Origin of the sequence: Rhodococcus sp. B50, from assembly GCF_013602415.1 — a bacterium.
Taxonomy (GTDB): Bacteria; Actinomycetota; Actinomycetes; order Mycobacteriales; family Mycobacteriaceae; genus Rhodococcus.
The window spans coordinates 1,043,405-1,063,587 of record NZ_WPAG02000002.1; the positions used below are offsets into that span (position 1 = coordinate 1,043,405).

General features: G+C 65.7%; 21 protein-coding genes. 12 read left to right on the forward strand and 9 right to left on the reverse strand.

The window, feature by feature from the left end; genetic code table 11:
- The first annotated feature begins 143 nt into the window (after positions 1 to 143).
- Positions 144 to 1,412, forward strand: a complete 1,269-nt coding sequence (locus tag GON09_RS05150; RefSeq protein WP_244865388.1) for a cupin domain-containing protein — start codon at positions 144 to 146, stop codon at positions 1,410 to 1,412.
- Between the two features lie 66 nt (positions 1,413 to 1,478).
- Positions 1,479 to 2,318: a sucrase ferredoxin gene (locus tag GON09_RS05155; protein ID WP_244865389.1), complete on the forward strand. Its 840-nt coding sequence runs from the start codon at positions 1,479 to 1,481 to the stop codon at positions 2,316 to 2,318.
- Positions 2,319 to 2,536: 218 nt separating this feature from the next.
- Here the strand turns inward: GON09_RS05155 and GON09_RS05160 are convergent, their stop codons facing one another.
- A complete protein-coding gene (locus GON09_RS05160; protein WP_307854315.1) occupies positions 2,537 to 3,400 on the reverse strand; it encodes an oxygenase MpaB family protein in 864 nt (287 codons plus the stop codon).
- Positions 3,401 to 3,966: 566 nt separating this feature from the next.
- Here GON09_RS05160 and GON09_RS05165 point away from each other — a divergent pair.
- Positions 3,967 to 5,214, forward strand: coding sequence for an IS256 family transposase (locus GON09_RS05165; protein WP_213930887.1), 1,248 nt, complete (start codon positions 3,967 to 3,969; stop codon positions 5,212 to 5,214).
- 603 nt (positions 5,215 to 5,817) lie between these two features.
- Here GON09_RS05165 and GON09_RS05170 read toward each other — a convergent pair.
- Positions 5,818 to 6,810, reverse strand: coding sequence for an NAD-dependent epimerase/dehydratase family protein (locus GON09_RS05170; protein ID WP_213930888.1), 993 nt, complete (start codon positions 6,808 to 6,810; stop codon positions 5,818 to 5,820).
- A 41-nt stretch (positions 6,811 to 6,851) separates the two neighbouring features.
- On the opposite strand from GON09_RS05170, the gene GON09_RS05175 reads away from it, so the two are divergent.
- Positions 6,852 to 7,508 carry a ScbR family autoregulator-binding transcription factor gene (locus tag GON09_RS05175; RefSeq protein WP_213930889.1) on the forward strand — a complete coding sequence of 219 codons (657 nt, stop codon included), beginning with the start codon at positions 6,852 to 6,854 and terminating at the stop codon, positions 7,506 to 7,508.
- 7 nt (positions 7,509 to 7,515) lie between these two features.
- Here GON09_RS05175 and GON09_RS05180 read toward each other — a convergent pair whose 3' ends face one another.
- The 3 genes from GON09_RS05180 to GON09_RS05190 form a co-directional block, all read right to left on the reverse strand.
- Positions 7,516 to 8,484, reverse strand: a complete 969-nt coding sequence (locus GON09_RS05180) for a ScbA/BarX family gamma-butyrolactone biosynthesis protein (RefSeq protein WP_213930890.1) — start codon at positions 8,482 to 8,484, stop codon at positions 7,516 to 7,518.
- Between the two features lie 50 nt (positions 8,485 to 8,534).
- Positions 8,535 to 9,143, reverse strand: coding sequence for a TetR/AcrR family transcriptional regulator (locus GON09_RS05185; protein ID WP_307854316.1), 609 nt, complete (start codon positions 9,141 to 9,143; stop codon positions 8,535 to 8,537).
- Between the two features lie 169 nt (positions 9,144 to 9,312).
- Positions 9,313 to 10,101 (reverse strand): crotonase/enoyl-CoA hydratase family protein, encoded by a 789-nt coding sequence (locus GON09_RS05190; protein ID WP_213934287.1) that lies wholly within the window; start codon positions 10,099 to 10,101, stop codon positions 9,313 to 9,315.
- A 576-nt stretch (positions 10,102 to 10,677) separates the two neighbouring features.
- Between GON09_RS05190 and GON09_RS05195 the strand changes: the two genes are divergently transcribed.
- The 6 genes from GON09_RS05195 to GON09_RS05220 all read left to right on the forward strand — a co-directional run bounded on the left by GON09_RS05195 (position 10,678) and on the right by GON09_RS05220 (position 15,892).
- Positions 10,678 to 11,001, forward strand: a complete 324-nt coding sequence (locus GON09_RS05195) for a hypothetical protein (RefSeq protein WP_244865390.1) — start codon at positions 10,678 to 10,680, stop codon at positions 10,999 to 11,001.
- A gap of 251 nt (positions 11,002 to 11,252) precedes the next feature.
- On the forward strand, positions 11,253 to 11,507 hold the full coding sequence (locus GON09_RS05200; protein WP_213930891.1) for a hypothetical protein: 255 nt from the start codon (positions 11,253 to 11,255) through the stop codon (positions 11,505 to 11,507).
- A 91-nt stretch (positions 11,508 to 11,598) separates the two neighbouring features.
- Complete coding sequence (locus GON09_RS05205) at positions 11,599 to 12,357, forward strand: HAD-IIA family hydrolase (protein WP_213934289.1); 759 nt, start codon at positions 11,599 to 11,601, stop codon at positions 12,355 to 12,357.
- A 185-nt stretch (positions 12,358 to 12,542) separates the two neighbouring features.
- Positions 12,543 to 13,478 carry an ABC transporter ATP-binding protein gene (locus GON09_RS05210; RefSeq protein ID WP_213930892.1) on the forward strand — a complete coding sequence of 312 codons (936 nt, stop codon included), beginning with the start codon at positions 12,543 to 12,545 and terminating at the stop codon, positions 13,476 to 13,478.
- Positions 13,475 to 15,106: an ABC transporter permease gene (locus tag GON09_RS05215; RefSeq protein WP_213930893.1), complete on the forward strand. Its 1,632-nt coding sequence runs from the start codon at positions 13,475 to 13,477 to the stop codon at positions 15,104 to 15,106. Before GON09_RS05210 ends, GON09_RS05215 begins: the two co-directional genes overlap by 4 nt.
- A gap of 33 nt (positions 15,107 to 15,139) precedes the next feature.
- Entirely contained in the window at positions 15,140 to 15,892 is a 753-nt protein-coding gene (locus GON09_RS05220; protein WP_244865391.1) for a DUF6544 family protein, read from the forward strand.
- Positions 15,893 to 15,939: 47 nt separating this feature from the next.
- Here the strand turns inward: GON09_RS05220 and GON09_RS05225 are convergent, their stop codons facing one another.
- The 3 genes from GON09_RS05225 to GON09_RS05235 all read right to left on the reverse strand — a co-directional run bounded on the left by GON09_RS05225 (position 15,940) and on the right by GON09_RS05235 (position 18,446).
- On the reverse strand, positions 15,940 to 16,548 hold the full coding sequence (locus GON09_RS05225; protein ID WP_213930894.1) for an Rv1733c family protein: 609 nt from the start codon (positions 16,546 to 16,548) through the stop codon (positions 15,940 to 15,942).
- Positions 16,549 to 16,770: 222 nt separating this feature from the next.
- Positions 16,771 to 17,670 (reverse strand): phosphatidylinositol mannoside acyltransferase, encoded by a 900-nt coding sequence (locus GON09_RS05230; protein WP_213930895.1) that lies wholly within the window; start codon positions 17,668 to 17,670, stop codon positions 16,771 to 16,773.
- Between the two features lie 68 nt (positions 17,671 to 17,738).
- Positions 17,739 to 18,446 (reverse strand): phosphatase PAP2 family protein, encoded by a 708-nt coding sequence (locus GON09_RS05235; protein WP_244865392.1) that lies wholly within the window; start codon positions 18,444 to 18,446, stop codon positions 17,739 to 17,741.
- A 125-nt stretch (positions 18,447 to 18,571) separates the two neighbouring features.
- Here GON09_RS05235 and GON09_RS05240 point away from each other — a divergent pair, with 125 nt between their 5' ends.
- Positions 18,572 to 18,991, forward strand: coding sequence for a glutaredoxin domain-containing protein (locus GON09_RS05240; RefSeq protein WP_213930896.1), 420 nt, complete (start codon positions 18,572 to 18,574; stop codon positions 18,989 to 18,991).
- A gap of 75 nt (positions 18,992 to 19,066) precedes the next feature.
- Here the strand turns inward: GON09_RS05240 and GON09_RS05245 are convergent, their stop codons facing one another.
- Entirely contained in the window at positions 19,067 to 19,339 is a 273-nt protein-coding gene (locus GON09_RS05245) for a GlsB/YeaQ/YmgE family stress response membrane protein (RefSeq protein WP_213930897.1), read from the reverse strand.
- A gap of 110 nt (positions 19,340 to 19,449) precedes the next feature.
- On the opposite strand from GON09_RS05245, the gene GON09_RS05250 reads away from it, so the two are divergent.
- On the forward strand, positions 19,450 to 20,148 hold the full coding sequence (locus tag GON09_RS05250; protein WP_213930898.1) for an SIMPL domain-containing protein: 699 nt from the start codon (positions 19,450 to 19,452) through the stop codon (positions 20,146 to 20,148).
- Positions 20,149 to 20,183: the final 35 nt, after the last annotated feature.

The window sequence follows — 20,183 nt, forward strand, 5'->3', positions numbered from 1 at the left end:
AGGAAGCATGACCGATTCACCGCAGGATCCCAGCAAAGAGGAAGGCCAGGAGGGGCCGGCGGACGGCGGCGCAGCCGGCGTCCCGGGCGTTCACGACGGGGGCGCCGATGGCGGAGCCGACGGAGGTGCCGACGGAGGTGCCGATGGCGGAGCCGACGGAGGTGCCGACGGAGGTGCCGATGGCGGAGCCGACGGAGGCAGCTAGGTGTGAGCACCCCTCACACCGCATCCAGGACTCCGGCATCGAGGCAGACGCCGGAGTCCTGGAAACACGCTTGATCGATATCGGCCGGGAGAAGTTCGCGTCCGAAGTCTGGGGACACTCACCGCTGCTCACGCGGCGCGCGAGCACATTCAGCGATCTGTTCTCGGCTGACGCAGTCGACGAACTCATCTCGCGCCGCGGACTCCGCACACCCTTTCTTCGTGCCGCCAAGGACGGGACGACATTCACGGACTCGTCGTTCACCTCCCCCGCCGGCGTCGGCGCTACTATCGCCGACCAGCTCGACGACACCAAGCTCTGGCGCAGCCTCGCCGACGGCGCCACCCTGGTCCTGCAAGCTCTGCACCGTACATGGGAGCCGATCGCACAGTTCAGCACTGATCTGAGCAGCGAACTCGGACATCCCGTCCAAGTCAATGCCTACATCACTCCCCCACAGAACCAGGGATTCGACCACCACTACGATGTCCACGACGTCTTCGTCGTGCAGATCGAGGGAACCAAGCGGTGGGTGATCCACGAGCCTGTCCACCCGGCTCCGCTGCGCCATCAACCCTGGACCGATCACCGCTCCGCCGTCACCCGAGCCGCGACAGGGCCGGCATGTATCGACACCGTACTCGAGCCCGGCGATTGTCTCTATCTGCCGCGCGGCTGGATCCATGCCGCCGAAGCCCGAGGTGAGATCTCCATCCACCTCACTGTCGGCATTCACACTTGGACGCGCTACGCACTGGCCGAATATCTGAGCCGAGCCGCGCTTGCCGAACTTGCCGACGATCCCGAGATGCGTCGCGCACTACCTTTGGGTATGGACGGTCCGGACAACGAAATCGATTCTGTCCGAGACAGTCTTCTCGACGGCATAGCCCGAGCCGACGCCATTTCCCTGTTTCACCGTGCCCGGCGAGAACAGGGACGTCCGGCGCCGCTGGGCCCGTTGGCCCAACTCGCTGCTGTGCACGATCTCGGTCCCGACACCGCGGTGCAGATTCGCGGTGCGCTGCATGCACGTCTGGAGGGTCCGCAGCTGGTTACCCGTGTGGGCCGTTTCGCCGTATCGGACGATGAACTGCCGTGCATCACGCGCCTACTCGACGGCGAGCCCCACCTGACGAACACTCTCGGAATCGACCTGGTCGAGCGGCTGTTGCGCGCGGGGATTCTCGTCCCCGCGGAACAGTGACGGTGCACTGTGTCCTCAGCCGAACGATTCTTCTGCGCAGACAGTGCCCGAACACGCGGCGACCCGATGGCCGGCACAGCACCGCGCGGCTTCGTCTGGGTTCTCATCGAATACCGAGGTCGGTGGCCGCTCAACGGATTCGACGGTCTGGATCTCGAGCCTGCAACCAAGACGCTCGTCTTCTCCGCCGCGCAGACCGCACGCGCGCGGATATTGCTGGTCAAGCGCCCGGGTCGCCGCCGTCGCGAAGGTCCCGACCGTTGGGCAGTGCTGCGCCATGAGACGTCGGGTGTCGCACGTCAGCACTGGGGAACGTGGAGTCGTGACGAGGATCTGGCGCAGATCGCCACCGCCCTCGATACTCCCGGACGTCTGGGCGGACCACCCGTCCTGCTGGTCTGCACACACGGTCACCACGATCCGTGCTGCGCCGTACGTGGGCGACCGGTGGCACGCGCCCTCGCGAAGCACTGGCCGGAACAGGTGTGGGAATGCACCCACGTAGGCGGAGACCGGTTCGCAGCCAATGTCGTCATCGTGCCTGACGGTGTTTATTACGGCGGTCTCGATGCCGAGTCGTCCGTCGTCACGATCGAGGAACACTTCTCCGATCGCATCCACCACCATCACTTGCGCGGGTACACCGACCTCGCCCCGCCCCAACAGGCTGCGATCGCTGCCACGCTCGGACGCTTCGGTCCGGCCGGGCGCAGTGATTACACGATCGCCGAGAGTGCCCGCGAGGGTGACCTGTGGCGGATCCGGCTCATCGGTCGTGCACCGCACCCGGAGTGTGTCGAGGTCGAGTTGCAGGTCCACCGTTCCCCACCGTGTCGATTGACCTGCCGTGGAACGGCGACGAGTTCGGCTGTGGTCTACGAACCCACGTCGGTCCGCACAGTGTGAGAGGGCGGCCCGACGAACGGAACCGCGACGGGATCGACGAGGGAGGTCGCCACCACAACGAGTACATCGACATCGACGGACACCACCGCACTTCGAAAAGACCCGAGGGCCCGAGTCCGGTGCATTACCGGGTCAGGCCCTCGAAGTACAGCCTTCGCATTGCCGATCCAACTGACGGGGACAGAGCCCCTCCCGTCCTTGGTGCTGTGCGGCGACACTCAGGACTTGCGCGCACGGACCTTACGGTACGGAGTCTCATCGATGCGCGTGGTGATCTCGGCGACCATCTTGTCGTACGACTCGTTCTTGCGGGCGATGCCGATGAGTCGCTTCGTGGTGCTCGCGGCGGCACGAAGGTTCATCGGGCGCCCCTCGATGCCATACATCAGGCGTGCCCACTCCGGCAGGATCGACAGCATGCCGTCCTGCACGACGACGAAGGTGAACACCTTCACCGGGTTGCCACGGAGGCTCGGTTTGCGGAGTGCATGCGTCACCTCGGCGGCTGCGAGCGACAGCGACAGCCAGTGACGTTGCTCGTCGACATAGGCCTCGAGGTCGGCACGCGTCGCAGGCAGACGGGCCGGGTCTGCGCCGACGAGTTCCGCGGCAATATGCTGCTCGATAACGAATTTGTCCTGTTCGGCCGGGGTCAGTTCGAGACCGAAGGCCTCCGCACCGCGCAGCAGAGCGAACGCGAGGGCGTTGTGCGTCCAGTCGATCCACGCGGGTTCGTCGGCGCGCAGCGTGGTGCCGGTGTGCGGGTCCTCCCAGACCGCATGCGCGTGCATGCGTCGCACCGACGCAGCAGCGGCATCCGCATGGGCCCTGTCGCCGAACATGACCGTGTCGAGATAGCGGCCGGTGCGCTCGTCTCGACCTTTCGGGTCGGCGTACGCGGCCGACGCGTGCTCGAACAGCCGCATCATGCCGGGGTTGAGCGCCTGCAGCAGCAGGCCCGCCATGCCGGCGACGCGAGAGGACGGGTCGGCGTACACCTTCCAGGAAACGGAACCTGGGCCGAAGTAGCCGTCGTCTTCTCGGGGGGCGTTCTGGGCGGGTCTGGGGGTGGTTGCGGTCACGGGCGTAGGGCTCCTTTTCAGCACCGGGGGTGTGCTTTCGTGAGAATGTTATTGCGATGTGCGGATTTATTCGCGTCGAGAAATATCCGATTGGGATGCGCTCCTCTGCCGACGTCGGAATCCCACAGTTCGAATTCACTTTCGGCCGGTGACCCGACGTCGTTTTCCACAGCGGTGACAGCCATTCGGACGACACTCCGCCCGGCACGATCAGCGCACGTGCTCAGTCTGTGGTAATTCGTCGGATGCAGCGGTATCGAACGTCGCCGTCCAGGACGTTCTGCCATAACCGGTGCAGGCATAGGCACCTCGAGGCTGCGGTGTTTCGGTCCGAAGTTGATTCGGCGACCACGCCGGCATCGGAAAAGACGTCGAAAGCGGTCTCGACCACATGCACGTGGTCCCAGCTCCCCCGTGCCCCGATGGCCTCACTCGGGTTGCGTCCATGAAGATGGTGTACGAGCCGCAGCTGAATGAGTCTGTGGGCGTGTCGTAACCGAACGAAAGACGGCCATCGCGTGATTCTCGAAGAGACCGACCAAAGTCACTCGAGACAGGACCACGCGATGACCACTGCCCACGATATCGACCTGCGCCGCCTTGTCGAAGACCGACTCACCGGCGCCAGCCCCGATCTGCTGCGCGAGTTGTTGTCGATGTTCATCGACGCTCTGATGAGCGCCGAAGCCGACGTGTTGTGCGGTGCCGACTACGGCCAGCGTTCCGGCGAACGCGTCAACGTCCGTAACGGTTACCGGCACCGGGATTTCGATACCCGGGTCGGCACCCTCGATGTGGCGATCCCGAAGTTGCGGCAGGGCTCGTACTTTCCGGATTGGCTGCTGCAGCGCCGCAAACGGGCCGAACGGGCACTTACCTCGGTGGTGGCGACATGCTATCTGCTCGGGGTCTCCACCCGACGGATGGAGAGACTCGTCGACACCCTCGGCATCACCTCGTTGTCGAAATCGCAGGTCAGCGTCATGGCGAAAGAGCTCGACGAGCAGGTCGAGGCCTTCCGTAACCGGCCCCTCGACGCCGGTCCCTACACCTTCGTCGCCGCCGACGCGCTGGTGCTCAAAGTCCGGGAGAACGGGCGGGTGGTCAACGTCCACACCCTGGTCGCGGTCGGGGTCAACGCCGAGGGCTACCGCGAGGTACTCGGTGTCGATGTCACCTCCGCCGAGGACGGCGCCGGCTGGTTGGCCTTCTTCCGCGGACTGGTCGCCCGGGGCCTGTCCGGCGTGTGCTTGGTGACCTCCGACGCGCATACCGGCCTGGTGTCCGCGATCGGCGCGACCCTGCCGGGCGTCTCCTGGCAGAGATGCAGGACGCACTATGCAATCAACTTGATGGCGGTGACCCCGAAGGCCTCGTGGCCCTGGGTGAAGACCCTGTTGCATTCGGTCTACGACCAACCCGACGCCGATTCGGTTCACGCGCAGTACGACCGGGTGATCGATGCCCTCGAATCGAAGCTGCCGAAGGTCGCGGAGCATCTCGATGCTGCGCGAGCGGACCTGCTGGCGTTCACCGCGTTTCCGAAGCAGATCTGGCGCCAGATCTGGTCCAACAATCCGCAGGAGCGGTTGAACAAGGAGATCCGGCGTCGCACCGATGTGGTCGGGATCTTTCCCGATCGGACGGCGTTGATCCGGCTGGTCGGTGCGGTTCTTGCAGAGCAGCACGACGAGTGGATCGAAGGGCGTCGCTATCTCGGCCTCGACGTCCTTGCCCGATCCCGCAGCAACAACCAGTCTGCTGAGACCGTCACCGAGCCCGCCGAGGAGGTGACACCCGCGTTGACCGCATAGCCCGACGATGAGGAATCACGCGACAAGGTCGCACACCACCTGCCGGGACTTGACCCTCACTCGACTCCAGCTGAGAGCATCGAATCTCGGGACAGTGGCGAAGATCGATGTCGACACGTCGGACGGTCTCGCCACGTCCTGTACGTCGGCACCCTTCATCGAGATCTACGTAGAAACGAGGGGTGGTTGTGCGCTCGGTCGAGTTCTCGAATAGTCTGTGCGGTGCCCCCATGCTCCCTACGTGGGGGCATAGTTCGCGCGCTTTCCCCCCCCGACGCGCGGACGAAGGGTTCCGTCGGCGCCGTATGCCGACGGAACCTCGCAGGCCAGTGATGGTGAGCACCCCTCGTAACTCTCGCCATCACTGGCCTGTCGCAACTCCCGATGCACAACATCCGCCGATGCGTGCGAACACTCCCGATATCCATACGCATCGGTGCCATCCGAGACAAACAATACCATTCGACCGGTATTGCGCACCGGGTAGAGAATACCGCATGTGCGACACATAGGGAACGCCCCACCGACACATGTCCGCTGCACGCTCGATACCCCCCGGAGAACCCGTCGAACGCGATCCATTTCAAGGCTTCACGAGGTCCCCTACGGTGACATGGGAGTCGCCGGAAAGGCATCCGGCGAGGGCTCCAGTGCAGTCTCGGCCCATATTCGGGCACTGACGTAGTGATGATCGTGCCCGATCAGATCGACGTGACGTGCGGACAGTCCCCGCTCCCGACCTATCCGCAATGCCTGCTCGAAGTCGACGGAGTCGGCCGGGGGTGCGAGCAGCCCACGCGTAGCGGCAGTGTGGACGAGTTCGCGGACGGTCACCGCGGTCGGATGCGTGAGATGACGCATGCCCCCTCGCCACGCACTGGGTAGAGGACGCGCCGCGATCGCGGCGGCGAGCCGACCGACATCGCGACGTGAAATCACCGATTGCCGTGCGGCGCCGTCGTCGACCCACACCCCGAGAGTCGAGACGATGTGCGCCAACCCGGGCAGGAACCACCGGTCGCCGGGGCCGTGCACGAATCCGGGACGCAGCACCAGACCGCCGTGCTTGCGCACATGGTTTTCGGCAGTCAGGCGACTCGCGCTCAGCGCAGTGACCGGAGCCGGGGCAAGCTCTCCCTCGACGACGTTGCGATGCGGTCCGGGGCCGTAGACGCCGATCGTGCTCAGATACACGATGTGCTCGATGCCGTGGCCGGCGGCGGCCGTCACCAGATTCTCGGTACCGAGAGCGTTGACCTCTTCACACCGGGCTGCGTCGGAGCCCGTGTAGGAGGCTGCATGCACAATCGTGTCGACACCGGCCAGCGCATCGCTCAAAGCCTCCACATCGAGTAGATCTGCCGCCACGACCCGCATCGACGGTCCCGAGGACGTGGGCGGACGGCGCGCTATCGATGTGCATGTCACCCCTATGCTCAGTAGGGCGTCGAGCACCGCCCCACCGAGGAAACCACTCGAACCCACCACTGCGACGCGCAATGCGGATGTCGCCGACGACGATGCGCGGTCCGCGATGTCGTTCCGGTCCGGTGGTACGGTTCGCCTCAGGGGAGGCAAAGGGTCGAGGTGGTCCATGACTCGCCTTTCGGTAGATCTTCGAGTAAAGGACACGGGGTGTGGCCAAACAAGCTCGGGCAGTAGAGACCCGGCAGCAGATCGTGGCGGCAGCGGCCGCCACGTTCGATCGGCTGGGATTCGACGGCGCCAGCCTCGGGGCGATCGTCGACGCGAGTAGTGGGCTCACCAAAGGCGCCCTGTACTTCCATTTCAAATCGAAGGACGAACTCGCACACGCCGTTGTGGAACAACAACACGCCATCTCCATCGCCGCGGTCGACGCGATCGCCGCCACACAGGCCTCGGCGCTCGAGCAGATCGTGATGCTCTGCCACGAAATGGGGCGGCAGATCGTCGAGGATCCGATCGTCCGGGCCGGCATCCGGTTGACCCTCGAATTCAGCGCGGGCGCCGAACCGGACCAGCCGGGACCGTACCAGGACTGGATCGAAGCCTGCCGGCACCTCGTCGAGACCGCGATCGCCGAGGGCGACCTGCTCCCTGCAATCGACCCCCCCGAGCTGGCACGGTTCGTGATCTCGGCGTTCACCGGGGTCCAGATGGTCTCGAATGTCCTCGATCGACGCATCGATCTCGAACAACGCATCGACCAGATGCTGCAGTTCCTGTTCAACGGCATCCTGACCTCCGACTGCCGCCCCGACAGCGACAGGATCCGACACGCCCGCTGGAGCAACACCCACCAACCCGTCTGACACGCCGCTACCCGCCGAACCCTGCTCCCGGCGCACGACACGCGCCGGCGGCGCACCTCAGCGTCGCCGTAGCCATCACCACGCCACCCTGCTCGAGCACGACATGCGCACCCGCGGGCTCCCCCTCGACGCCCGAGACCACCATCTCCGCCGGAACGTCGAGTTCGACGAACCGGTGAAACTGCACGCTCATCGACACCGGATCCGCCTCGGGGTTCCCGCGTTCCGCTCGTGCGGCCTGACGGGCAGCCTCGAGAACGAGCATGCCCGGCAGATGATCGGACGGATGGTCGAACAACACCGGATGCGACAGATCCGGCAACACCCGCCAGCGACCCGGCCGCGTCGTCGCACCCACCACCACATCCCCGACCACCGGCACCCCGATTACGACTGGATCGACCGGCGTTCCCCCTGGTACCGACCCCAACGTCCGCGGCCCACCGGCACCCCAACGAACGACGTCGTACTCCTCGTTCGTCAAGACCGCGGTTCGGCCTCTGCCGGACCCCACACGGCGACCGGCGATCGTGAATTCGAGCGCCGCGCTCAATGCGGTGACTTGCGAGCCACGACGTCGAACATCCGAGATCACCGCGGTGACGGCGACCTCCGCGGCACCGGCACCGATCACCAATCGCTCCAACTCGGCGGTGATCTCGATCGTCTGCATCACGAACCGCCGACCGAGCGCGACCCGATACCGCGTGTGCGCCAGATAGATCACGCATTGGCGCAGCGTCTCCGCGAGCAGCATCGGGTCGTAGCGACCGGCCCGGCTGCGATAGAAGCCGTGCAGACGCGGCCATTGCGCACCCAGGACGAACCGGTCCGGTCCGGGACCGCGAACGCAATCGGTGAGGAAGACTTCGGATACCGCCTGGCGGTGGACGTGCCTGCGCGCCACCGTCGACTCGAACGACAACACCGCGACATCATCATCCCTTAAACCGGACGAACCGTTCACTACTTCCATACCGCAAGTATCACCATGCGGGCGGGACGTGGTGGCACCCGAGGTCACCCCTATTGCCCACCGGGCAGACCGGTCTTCTCGAGAATCTTGCGCATTTCGGCCTGCACGATTGTGTGGTCACGCTTCGGGTCATCGGTATGTGCCAGGTACAACATTGCCTCTTCGACTGCGGCAACCAGGAGGCGGGCAAGCATTGCGGCGGGAATCGACGGTCCTCGCTCGTTCGTTTCGGGCGGTTCCAGCATGGCCGCGATGCCGTGTAGTAGGGGTTTCTGAGCTCTACGGATGTCGATCCACCCGAGGACGGCCGGCGCTTCGATCAGCAGCAACCGACGCGTCGCCGGGTCATGAGCGGAATCGAGAGCAGTGAGCACCCGACCGATGAATGCCTCCCACGAAGCGTCTACCGGCCCGGTCGGCACAAGGGCTTCCGCAATCTCCCTTTGCACGCGCTCGATCACAGCTCGGAACAATTCGTGCTTGTTCGCGAAGTGATGGTAGAGAGCTCCTCGGGTCACCCCTGCAAGGTCCGCGATCTCCTCGGTCGTAGCCTTGCCGTACCCGTCCCTGAGAAAAACCTGGAGCGCTGCATCCAGCAGCGCGGTCTGTGTCCGAGCCGCGTTCCGAACGTGTTCGGCTGCCTCTGTCGTTCTCTTCACCGACGCCCCTTGCGATTACGATTGCATGTGCAAAATTCAGGCTGATCGAGCCGAATCATGGTGTCCAGGCCCACCCGAGCCCGGGGGGTACGGCGGCTGGAGACGGTCGTGGAGGTCTACACACCAGCCCTCGGTCGACGAGTTGTTACGACGAGAAGCTGTGCATAGTTCAGCGGTTTCGCCATACGGGCGGTCGTTTCTCAGTGAATGCGAAGGCACCTTCCAACGCGTCCTCGCTGGCGCACACAGCGTCGGACTCGGCTGAATTGACGTTCCAGACAAGGTTTTCGAGTCCTGATGTTTGCGCGTGTGACATGATCTTCTTGCTCGCGCGTACCGCGACGGGTGCGTTGGCTGCGATGACATGGGCCAGACGCAATGCTTCGGGAAGTACTTCCGAGGGCGGAACTATCGAGTTGACCAGCCCCCAACGCAGGGCCGCCTCGGCCGAAACAGGTTCGCCGGTGAAGACTGCGTGCGCGGCGATCTTCGGGGGAATCTGCCCCGGAAGACGTATGAGACCTCCACCTCCGGCGATGAGGCCGCGTTTGACCTCCGGCAATCCGAGCGTGGCCTCGGAGCTGAGCACGGCGAGATCACACGCCAGTACGATCTCGGTACCACCGCCGACCGCCACGCCGTTGACAGCGGCGATAAGCGGCTTGGACACGTAGTGCTGGACCAAGCCCGCAAAACCCCACTCCGGATGATGTGTCGGCAACACGGATCCACCATCGGCGAAGGCCTGGAGATCGGCGCCGGCACAGAACGCCCGTCCCGCTCCAGTCAAGACGCCGACTCGCAGACCGGGGTCACGATCGATCTCGTCGAGAACGGCACCCAACGCATCGGACAGAGCGGCGTTGACGGCATTGAGAACCTGGGGCCGGTTGAGGGTGATGACTCCTACAGGTCCGTCTCGGTGGAGCAGTACGACGTTCTTCTCCTCGTCCTGCATTGCCGTGTTCGCGTCATCGGACGTGGGACCTCGTGCAATGTCCCGACCGACTCCCGGCCCAGCGCCGGTCACGGAAGCGAGTTCGCCGTCCACGATATTCATTTGATCCTGTCCCTCCATCGGCATCGAATCTCGTCACGACATCAGCAGTCACGTTCACGTGGCAACCCGACTCTTGAAGACCGGGACCGATCCGCCGTCCTGACGCTGGTGGGGTCGATAAGCGCTGCGCACGCACGGAGCCTCCACAAGGCCCGGGCGACTTCGGAATCGAGGTCACCATCGGCCGGCACGGCGTACGACGACGAACACTCGGACGTCAAGACGATGTGCATGATCTGCGTCCGAACGCCGCAATCCGGCAGGCATGCCGCTCCGCGCCCGATAGAGTAGACAGCGACAACCCCGGAGCGGCCTCTGCACCCTCGGTGCACGTCCCCGGGGTTTTGCCTTTCGTCACCCGCACATGCGCGCTCAGCACCAGCTCCGCGCCCACCACCGAGCACACATCTCCGGTACGCGTAATCCCCTACCTCCGCGGCCGGTCCTACTCGTCCCCCACGCGAAGGAGAATCGATGAGCGACCCTCGCGACTCGGATTCGGCCCGCCCCCTGCCTTCGGAAGCACGGGGACGTCGGGGACCGCATCGACCGCACTTCCCGCTGCCCGCTGTATCGGTCTGGCTGGGAGTGCTGTCTCTTGCCTTCTTCTGGTTTTTCGAACTCGGCTTCATCCTCGGGATGATCGCAGCCGTCTGCGGGGCACTTGCTACCTCGCGACCGACCGTTGCCGAGGACGAAGCCGCCTCACTGCGAGCCCTGCTCGCAATCGTCACCGGAGTCGCGGGAATCACCGCCGCCTGCGCGATCGCCCTGTTCCCTACCCTCCAAGCTCTGTGACCCGCCTCCGACCACCCGCGTTCATGCTCGCTGCCGAACAGGCGGTGTCGAAGGCCAGGACCGAGCGGCGGTCCCGTGGCACACCGAGGTGCTCGAAACCCGCCCTTGCGACCGATGAGCCGCGCTTCCGGGTTGCACCGACCCGCTACGCTCCGCCGACCGAGGATCACCGGGTTCAGCCGACACTCGACCGGGTATCTCCGCAGGGGCCCAGCGCTGGGTTCACGAGGACTGCAAGTGAAGGAGGATATGTGCCTACCAACCTGACCGTCGCCGACCTACGAGAACTCCTCGATTCGACACGCGACGACCCCGCACTCGTTCTGGAAAAGGGACGATTCCGCGTTGTCGGAGGCCAGGACGTAACCGATCAGGACCGAGCCTTCCTCGTGGTCACGCGAGAAGAGCTCCGAAAACAGCTGCCGCAGGATCGGGACTACGACGAGAGCGACCTCGAGCTACAGGCGGGTGTGCTCGACTCGACCATCGCCAACCTCGGTGGGTGATCGACTTGTATCGGCTCCCGAGCCGAGCGGTCGGTGACACACTCGAACGGTGAACGACGAGCCCGTATCCGCGCCGGTTTGGAACTACCTCATGGACATGGACGGGGTTCTGGTGCACGAGGATCATCTGATTCCCGGCGCGGACGCGTTCCTGACCGAACTGCGCGAGAGCGGCACGCCGTTCATGGTGCTCACCAACAACTCCATCCGCACGCCACGAGACCTCCGCGCCCGCCTGTTACGCAGCGGGCTCGACGTTCCGGAAAGATCGATCTGGACCTCGGCGTTGGCGACGGCGACGTTTCTGGCGAATCAGCGGCCCGGCGGTAGCGCGTACGTGGTGGGCGAATCCGGATTGACGACGGCCCTGCACGACATCGGATACGTCCTGACCGACAGCGACCCGGACTACGTCGTCCTCGGAGAAACCCGCACGTACTCTTTCGAAGCGATCACCACCGCGATCCGCCTCGTCGAGCGCGGCGCCCGCTTCATCGCCACCAACCCGGATCCGACCGGCCCCTCCAGGGAAGGCTCGCTCCCTGCCACCGGGGCCGTCGCGGCGCTGATCACCCGCGCAACGGGCCGCGAACCGTATTTCGTCGGCAAACCGAACGCCCTGATGATGCGGTCGGCCCTGCGCGCGATCGGTGCGCACTCCGCCCACACGCTGATGATCGGCGACCGCATGGACACCGATATCGTCTGCGGCCTCGAGGCGGGCATGCAGACCCTGTTGGTTCTGACCGGCATCTCCACGCGCGAATCCGTCGAGATGTTCCCTTATAGACCTACCCGCGTCATCAACTCGGTCGCAGATCTGGTGGGGTCCACAGCGAATCCGTTCTGATCGCCGTACCGGTGGATTCGGCCCATCGAGGCCACCACCGGATCGGAGCGTCCGGATCTCCCGACGAAGGACTCTTGCAGTCCGACCGGCGAACTCGCCACAGTGGATGGCAGATCGGTGCCCGAGCCCCACCGTCCGGTCCGGCCGACGGATGTACCGACCTGCACGACAGGACGGGAGCGCAGATGGACGCGCAACACGTGATCGAGGTACGCGATCTCCACAAACATTTCGGTCGGGTCCACGCGCTGGACGGACTCGATCTCATGGTCGACGCCGGAGAGATCCACGGCTTCCTCGGGCCGAACGGAGCCGGCAAGTCCACCACCTTGCGTGTCCTGCTGGGGATTCTGCGGCCCACCTCCGGGTGGGTACGGATGCTCGGACGCGATCCGTGGTCCGAGGCGGTCACCCTGCACCGTGATGTCGCGTACGTGCCGGGCGATGTCACCTTGTGGCCGTCGCTGACCGGGGGCGAAACGATCGATCTGTTGGCCCGGTTGCGGAGCGGACTCGACGAGCACCGCCGCGACGAGCTGATCGAGCGGTTCGCACTCGATCCCCGCAAGAAGACCCGAAGCTATTCCAAGGGAAACCGGCAGAAGGTCGCGCTGATCTCGGCGTTGTCGTCGCATGCGCGGGTGTTGCTGCTCGACGAACCCACCTCCGGCCTCGATCCGTTGATGGAACAGGTCTTCCGCGACTGTGCCCGCGAGGCAGTGGCCCGAGATTCCACCGTCCTGCTGTCGAGCCACATCCTCTCCGAGGTCGAGGCATTGTGCCACAAGGTGACGATCATCCGCGACGGCCGAACCGTCGACTCCGGCGCGGTCGCGGAGATGCGTCACCTCGGACGCATGTCGATCACCGCCGAACTCGTCGGTGATCCGGGCGATCTGCGTCGCATCCCAGGTGTCACGGATGTCGTCTTCGACGGCACCACTGTGCATTGTCGGGTGGACGAGGACGGCCTCGGCGATCTCGTCCGTCTGCTCGGCGACGCGGGTGTGCGCAGCCTGATCAGCACACCACCGACGCTCGAGGAACTGTTCCTGCGGCACTACCGGGTGGAGAGCAAACCGGAACACCGAGTTGCCGCCGAGATCGAGGAGCGGACATGACCACGATTCCGGCACCTGTCCCCCTCGACACCGGCCCCTCCCACACCAGTTTCACCGGCACACCCCAGCTGGTGCGTCTGTGCCTGCGCCGCGACAGGATCGTGCTGCCACTGTGGGTCCTGATCATCGGGGTGCTGCTGCCGATGACCTATGCCGGCAGCATCGAGTCGATCTACCCCACCGCGGCGGATCTGGAGCGTTTCGCCGTCGCGACCGCGGCCGGCCCGGCCCTGATCGCGATGTACGGGCCGATTTTCGAGGCCACGACCGGCGCGGTGGCCATCTGGAAGGCCGGTGCGCTGTATACCGCGATCGGGGTCGCGGTGATTCTGACCGTCATCCGGCACACCCGCGCCGAGGAGGAATCCGGCAGGTCCGAGCTGGTCGACTCGACCGTCGTCGGCCGGTACGCGGAGCTCACGGCCGCACTGCTCGTCGCCGCAGGCGCGTCCATCCTCACGGGAGCGGGATTCGCGCTCGTCCTGTGGCTGTACGACCTACCGGCAGCGGGCTCGGTCGGATTCGGGAGTGCCCTGGCGGCAAGTGGTCTGGTGTACACCGGGGTCGCAGCGGTTGCCGCACAACTGACCGCCTCGGCCCGTCCGGCCCGCGGTCTCGCGCTCGGAACCCTGGGGGTGTTCTTCGCGCTGCGTGCCGTCGGGGACGCCGGGTCCGGGACGCTGTCGTGGCTGTCCCCGCAGGGCTGGTCGCTGCAACTGCGCCCGTTCGCCGACGAACGCTGGTGGGTGCTGCTGCTGCACGCGACCGCCACCGTAGTCACGGTCACCGCTGCCTACGTGCTGCTTCACCGCCGTGACCTCGGCGGCGGACTTCTCGCCGAGCGACCCGGCGAGAAGTCCGCCGGTCCGAGCCTGGCCGGACCTGTCGGACTCGCGCGGCGGATGCACCGCGGCTCCATGCTCGCGTGGAGCATCGCATTGTTCCTCTACGGGCTGCTGTTCGGCAGCGCTGCCCACGGGCTCGGCAACCAGCTCGGCGACAACGAGACTGTCGATGCGGTCATCGCACGGCTCGGTGGCACAGCCGTGCTCGAAGATGCATTCGTGGCGCTGGCACTGACCATGCTGGGCATCGCGGCGTCGGCCTATGCCATCTCCGCCACCCTGCGACTGCACTACGAAGAAACCGCGCACCGCGCCGAGTCGGTCATCGCCGGCTGCGTCGGTCGACTTCATTGGGTGCTGAGCCACCTGATGTTCGCGATGTTCGGCCCAGCGGTGGCACTGCTCACGGCGGGTGTAGCCGTGGCCCTCACCTACGGCGCCGCGGTCGGAGACATCGCCGGCACCGCCCCCGCCTCGCTCGCCGGTGCCGTGGTGCAACTGCCCGCGGTCTGGATCTGCGTCGGCGTCACCATGGTGCTGTTCGGGTGGCTACCGCGGTTCACCCCGGCCGCGTGGGCGGTCTACGTGATGTTTCTACTGATCTTCAGCGTCGGCTCGCTCGCAGAGCTTCCGCAGTGGGCACTCGACGCGGAACCGTTCGGGCATCTGCCGAAACTGCCCGGAGCGGCGTTCACTCCGGCACCGGTGATGGGAGAAATACTGCTCGCGATCATTCTGATCATTGTCGGAGCGGTCGGATTCCGCCGGCGCGATCTCACATGATGGGTGTGGGTAGAGGATTCGGAGGGATGGGTCGTGATCGAACTGTTCCTCGCGCCGCTCGCCATGTCGACGCACACTGGGCGCACCCTGTCCGAGGTTCGGGGCAGCAGCGAACCGTTCTCCCCGGCCCTGATCGAATCCCTGCCACCTGCTGCGCGGCGCTGGATCACCCATGCGGTTGCCGGGGGCACACCGATGGCCGCAGCAGTACGACTGGAGATGTCCGGGCAGATCCGGCTCGGATCCTGGCGGCCGTTCACCGCCGTGCAACTTCTCGCCCCGGCGACAGGATTCATCTGGGCTGCGACCACCCGGATCGGCCCTGTGCCCATATCGGGATACGACCGTTTCACCGCCGGAACAGGTGAGATGCGATGGCGGCTCGGAGAATTCATTCCGATGGTGTCCGCCACCGGCCGGGATGTGAGCGACAGTGCGATCGGCCGCCTGGCCGGAGAGAGCATCTTCGTGCCTACGACTTTTCCCCTCGCGCGGTGGAGAGGCGACGAAATCCTCGCGTCCGCGACCTGGACGGTGGCGGGCCGCGAGGAGACGGTACGCCTGGACATCGCCGAGGACGGGGCGCTGCGCGGGCTGCGGATGCTGCGGTGGGGCAACCCCGACGGGCATGGCTTCGGCCGGTACCCATTCATCGTCACCGTCGAGGCCGAGCGCCGGTTCGGTGGCATGACCATCGCCTCGCGCATCGGCGCGAGGTGGGACACGGGCACCGGCTCGGACGGCGAGTTCTTTCGTCCCGAGATCATCGGAGCCCATTTCGCTTGACCGTCCGATACACCGAATCCGGCGCGTGGGTCCACCCGGCGGCACGCTCAGCCGATGGGCCATCCAGGAAGTTGTCGCGCGTCCTGCCACTCCCGGTGCCACTGAGAGATTCGATGCCTGTTCATCACGCCGTGGATTCCGAGCAGTGTGACCACGCATCCGACGGTTTCGAGGACGAGGAATGCCAGTGCCGCACCCAGCGCAGCGATCGCGTTCTCGGTTCCGGTGCGGGGAGCAGGCATATAGTCGCCCTTCTCGTCGACCCGGATGCGCACCGTCTCGCCTGTCTCGCCCCGAGAGTCGAGACCCACCAGGCCCGTGTGCTCGACGCCTTCCACCTCCCATCGCGCAAGTACCGGCCCGAGACGCGATGGAGACTCGGACAACGGGTCACGCACCGCCACATCGTCCGGATCATCATCGAGAACGATCGCTGGCACCTGCCGCGCTTCGATCACCTGCTGGTGCGATCGTTCGGTCAGCTGCGCATACGAGGCGGTACCGATGACCCCGGCGACAGGCACCAACAGCAGCAAGATTGCGATCAGAAGCACGACCGCGACAGCCTCGAGGCGGTCACTGCCGCGCATGAGCGGGTTCGCGCTCCACGGTCGCAAGCGCCACCACCGAACCGCTGCCGTGTCTCCGCGGATCATCACACTCTCCGGACATCGTGCTTCCGTCCTCAGTGTCGATCGCGCGCCACCGTCCTTGTAGGGCCGAAAGTCGCATCGCCGCTGGGCCCACCCGTCGGGATCGAGGGACATCGGTAACGAACCGTCTCCGTGTGGGCAGTATCAGCGCGCCACCGGAGGCACGTCGCAGCACACTGCATTCCGGAGCCCCTCTTGCGGATCCGTCCGCGAGAACCGACGTCGTCACTCGCTACCGGGCGTCTGTGCGTGGCCCCGCCGGTCGGCCGTCCACACCGGTTGCAGCATGTGCCAGTCGGCGGGATGCGCGGCGATGCCGGCGGCAAACCGGTCGGCCAGGGACTGCGTCGTGGCCTGTACGCTGCCTGCGGTATCGATCGGCGCGTCGACATGGAATCCCCAGCCGCCCGGAGTGAACCAGCAGTGCACCGGCAGCAGCGGTGCGCCGGTGTCCATCGCCAGCCGGGCCGGGCCGGCCGGCATGCAGGCCGGCTCGCCGAAGAAAGTGACCGGAACGCCCACTCCTGTCAGATCACGCTCGCCGAGGAGCCCGACGAACCGTCCCTCCCGAATGCGGACGGTCAGCCGCTCGAACGGTGGAACCGTGCCACCGGTGAGCGGGATGATCTCGAAACCCAGACGTTCACGGAACCGGACGAAGCGGCGGAACAACGATTCCGGTTGCAACCGCTCGGCCACGACAGTCGGTGTGCCGATCCGCTGTACGATCCATACTCCCGCCAGGTCCCAGTTGCCGCTGTGCGGAAGCGCCAAGACAGCTCCGCGTCCACGAGCGACGGCCTCGTGAATGTGTTCGAGTCCGGTGGCCGCGGAGTCGATGGTCTCGGCCAGCCGTACCGGGTCCATCGACGGCAACCGGAATGCTTCACACCAGTACCGCGCGTAGGAACGCAGGCTCGCGCGTACGAGTTCGTCGGGCACCTGATCCGGAGTAGTGGACAACACCCGAGCAAGATTGCGTCGTAGTTGGATCGGCCCACCGTCTCGCGCCGCACGATCCGCGGCCATCTCGAACAGGCGCGTCGCCGGTTTCTCCGGAAGCGCGCATACCGCCCGCCAACCCGCTGCGTACCCGAGATCCCGGACCCGGTCCTTCGTAGTCATCGAGCACCATCGACGCGGAAGCCGACAACAATGCCCATGACGGCCTCCCGAGCCCGGACTGTGTACCTTCAGTCAACGCCCTGGGCCACCCGGTGTCCAGACTCCTCCCCGTTCGACGGGGTTTCGCGGGACAGGATGGGAAGCCGCGATGCGAAGGGCAGGAGCAACGCGACGACGAGTGACACCACGAGTACACCGAGCGCCATGCCCGACAACACGTCGTGCACGTAGTGCACCCCCACCGTCACCCGGGAGAACGCGAGCACCGCCGCGAGCGGCGCGACCAGCCAGATCAGACGCGGAGCCGCAAGCACACACGCGGTGGCGAACGAGGCGGCGATGACGGAATGGTTGGACGGCCAGGACCAGTCACCCACCTCGGGACACTCCAGGACCGTCGCGATCCCGAGAGCGCGACACGGGCGCGGCTCCGTCACCACCAGTTTGACGAGTTCACTCGACAGGTAGGCACCCACCACTCCGATTCCGCCGACGGCGAGGGTGCCGAAGCCCCGGCGGTCGTTCCGCCACAACCAGGCCGCCAGTACACCGGTGAAGGCGACGAGGACGAGCAGTCCCCTGTCGGCGACGAGACCCGCGAGGGGCCCGAGAAACGATCCTTCCACCGCCTGGGCGACGGACAGATACAGGCGATCGCGGATCGGCACCGTCGCTGCCGCGAGCAGAGTCAGCACGAGTGCGACCCCTACGGCAGGGATGAACATCGAACGGACCAACCGTGGGGAGACAGGAGGTGAACTCTCGGTGACGACCATGACCGAATACGCTAGCGCGCACTCTCCTCTACGCGCAGACCCGCAGGTAGCGTCATAGGAGCGGGCGTGAGGGCGGCTGTGTCCTGCTGTGAAACCCCGCATTCGACGGAACTAGGCTCGCCGCTATGTGGCGAACCTGGATCCTGTCCGCGGCGATGGTGGCCGTCGCGACCGTCGTTCTACTCACCGGTTCATTCGATGTGACCTCGGGGGTGACTGCGGTAGTACTGCTCGCGATGGCGTGGGTCGCTTCTCCCCTGTTCTTCCCCCATCATGTCGACGACGCGACCGCTCGTCGCGACGCAATGGACCGCGGCGTTCCCGTGGTGTACTGGCGCCCGGGATGCACCTTCTGTATCCGGCTGCGCGCCACCCTGCGCACGCGAGCACATCGCGCGATCTGGGTGAACATCTGGCGGGATCCCGCCGCCGCGGCACGGGTGCGAGAAGTCAACGGCGGGAACGAAACGGTGCCCACCGTGTTCGTCGGCGATGTGTCGCGTACCAATCCCGACCCGCGCTGGTTCCGCGACCAGCTGGGCTGACGGACGCCGGAGGTCCGGACACGCTTGAGGTCCCGGACCCTGTGCGGATCCGGGACCTCGAGCGGTGCAGAACGGTTAGCGGCGCACGCCCCGGCCGGTGGCGGCCTTGACGACGAACAGCAGGATGACCGCGCCGAGGAGGCAGGTCAGGAAGCTGAAGATCAGTCCGCCGCCTTCGACATCCACGCCGAAGACCTTGAGCAGGAAGCCACCGATCAAGCCGCCGATGACGCCGACAACGATATTGAGGAGAATGCCCTGCTGGGCGTCGGTGCCCATGATCTTGCTACCGATCCAGCCGGCGAGACCACCGATGATGATCCAACCGAGGATTCCGAGTCCGAGCATGTGCAGTCCTTTCGTGAACACTGGCTGGTTCGACTCAACTCAGATACCCAGTCGTCCCACCAGTCACACCTCTCACTTCTGAAAACTTTCGCGGTGGCACACTCGTGCGCATGACCCAGCCTCCCGTCACGATCACCGTCACCGGTCATGCCGAACGCACCATCGCGCCCGACCGGTGCACGGTGGTGTTGCGCGCGCACGCCGACGGCACGTCGCGCAAGCAGGCCGCAGAACCGGTGGCCGCGGCGGTCGCCACGATCACCGATCTCGTGACCGAATTGCGGGAGCACTCCCCGAGCCCGGTGAAGCGGTGGACCTTCGATCGGGTGCGCCACAGCCGGCGACGCCCGTTCAGCCGCGAGGGCAAGAATCGGCCCTGGGTGTACAACTCGTCGGCGTCGATCACCGTGACCTTCCACGAGTTCGACGCGGTGGGCGCCTTCGTCGAGCGGGTTGCGGCGCTCGAGGTGGTCACCGTCGCCGATATCCGCTGGTGGATCACCCGCAAGGCCCAGCAGAAGCGACTCGCGCGGGTCCGCGATCTCGCGGTGGGCGACGCACTGGCCAAGGCGAAGGCGTATACGGCGTCGCTGGGCCTCAACACGATTCGCGCGGTGGCTATCGCCGATCCGGGCATGCTCGGCTCCCAGCCCTCCCCCGTCCACACGGCGGGCGCTCCCATGATGCACACCGCGATGTTGCGGTCGGATGCGATCGGTGCGCCCGAGTCCGCCGAGCCGGAGTTGGTGTTCGAACCCGACCACGTCACCCTCACCGCCGACGTAGAAGCGCGGTTCGAAGCCCATTAGCCGCGCCGGATGTCCGATTCCTTGCGCGAGTTGTA